This window comes from Mesorhizobium sp. M7A.F.Ca.CA.001.08.2.1 (genome assembly GCF_003998455.1).
Classification (GTDB): Bacteria; Pseudomonadota; Alphaproteobacteria; order Rhizobiales; family Rhizobiaceae; genus Mesorhizobium; species Mesorhizobium ciceri.
In genome coordinates this window covers 1-1905 of sequence record NZ_RZPW01000979.1, presented here as the reverse complement: position 1 = coordinate 1905, position 1905 = coordinate 1, and the positions used below count along the sequence as shown (strand labels likewise).

Here is a 1905-nt window from a genome sequence, read left to right as displayed (position 1 = left end):
TCGCCACCCTGCCCTACCTCGAAGGTGGCCCGGAAGCGCTGCCAGCAACTGCGCCTTGGTGCTGTCGTTCAGGCGTGCGGCGATCGCCGGGCCACCTTCGAGGTAGGGCAGGGTGGCGATGAAGATGTCGAACAGTTCGGCATCGCTCATGCGGCGCATATGTGCGCCGTTGATTGCCTCCAGCTTGGCGAAGTCGAAGCGCGCCGCGCCCTTGTTGACATCGCCGATGTCGAACCAGGAAATCATGTCCTTTATCGACATGATCTCGTCGTCGCCATGGCTCCAGCCGAGACGCGCCAGGTAGTTGAGCAGCGCCTCCGGCAGGTAGCCCATGGCGCGATAAGCCTCGACGCCAAGCGCGCCGTGCCGCTTCGATAGCTTGGCGCCATCGGCGCCGTGGATCAGCGGGATATGCGACATGGACGGCACGTTCCAGCCCATGGCGTTGTAGATCACGGTCTGGCGAGCGGCGTTGGTCAGATGATCATCGCCGCGAATGATATGGGTGACGCCCATATCATGATCATCGACGACGACGGCATGCATGTAAGTGGGATTGCCGTCGGAACGCAGGATGATGAAGTCATCGAGATCCTTGTTAGGAAAGCGCACGTCGCCCTGGACCCGGTCATGGACGACGGTCTCGCCTTCGGTCGGCGCCTTGATGCGGATGGCGCCCTTGGCGCCTGCGGGTGCTTCTGAGGGGGCGCGGTCGCGCCAGCGGCCATCGTAGCGGGGTGGCAGCCCCTTGGCTCTGGCGGCCTCGCGCATGGCCTCCAGTTCGGCTGGCGTGGCGTAGCAATAATAGGCCTTGCCGATGCGCACGAGCTCCTCGGCCACCTCGCGGTGGCGGGGCGCACGCTCGAACTGCGACACCGGCTCGCCGTCCCAGCTCAGGCCAAGCCAGGAAAGCCCGTCGAGGATGGCAGCCGTCGCGGCTTCATTGGAGCGTTCGCGATCGGTGTCCTCGATGCGCAGCAGCATCGTGCCGCCGGTGTGCTTTGCATACAGCCAGTTGAACAGCGCCGTGCGCGCGCCGCCTATGTGCAAATAGCCGGTGGGCGAGGGGGCAAAACGGGTGACGACCTTGTCGGACATGGAACTCTCGGAAACCATCTGAAGCGGGGTGCGGTCGCGCGGACTTTCGCGCTTTGCGCGTTCATGTAGCATAGGGTGTCGAGGGCGCAAGGGGCAGACCCGATGGCTGGACGAGGCTGGGGTTCGGATCAGGGCGAGGACGCTGCCATTGGCGTCAGCGAACGGTCCCTGTTTGCGCCTCTGCCAGCCTCATTGCTGCCGCCGTCGCCCCTCGTGCCGGATTCCGGCAAGCTGCCCTTGCAAACGGGTGTCACCGCCTCTGTTCCGGTTGCCGGAACCGGCAGGATCGTGCGCGTGCGCCGGCAGATCGGCCTGATATCACTGCCTCGCCTGCGCCACAGCGTGAACACGGCGGCGAGCCTGGAACTCGACCGAGGCGTGGCCTTCCTGCTGGTGCCGGTCTGCCTTGCGATCGGAGCGATCGGCTATTTTTCGCTGACGGCTGAACCCGACTTTGCGAGACCTGTCGCGGTTGTCATCCTGACGGGGATCTGTGCGCTGGTCTCGCGCTCATGGCCAAAGACCCATCTGTGTTTCATGGCGGCACTTTTATGCGCCCTAGGACTGCTTGCTGCCAAGGTCGAGACGTGGCGTGCGGGCACACAAATGTTGGGCTCGGAAATCTCGACGCAGGTGACCGGCCGCGTCGTCTCGCTCGACCGGATGGAAACTGGCCGTATCCGGCTGACCATCGACGTAACATCGACCGCAAGACCGAAACTGCGCTATGCGCCGGAACGGGTGCGGCTTTCGGCACGCAAGATCCCGGCTGACGTGACCGCAGGCTCTCTCATCACCGGATATGCC

General features: G+C 64.3%; 1 protein-coding gene and 1 pseudogene. One reads left to right on the top strand and one right to left on the bottom strand.

The annotated features are described in order from the left end of the window. The coding region (gene gltX, locus EN914_RS33775) for a glutamate--tRNA ligase (protein WP_127389599.1) at nucleotides 1–1098 on the bottom strand (1098 nt) is incomplete at its 3' end. Between the two features lie 102 nt (nucleotides 1099–1200). Here gltX and EN914_RS33770 point away from each other — a divergent pair. Continuing rightward, nucleotides 1201–1905 (top strand): annotated as a pseudogene (locus tag EN914_RS33770) (competence protein); the annotation flags it as partial.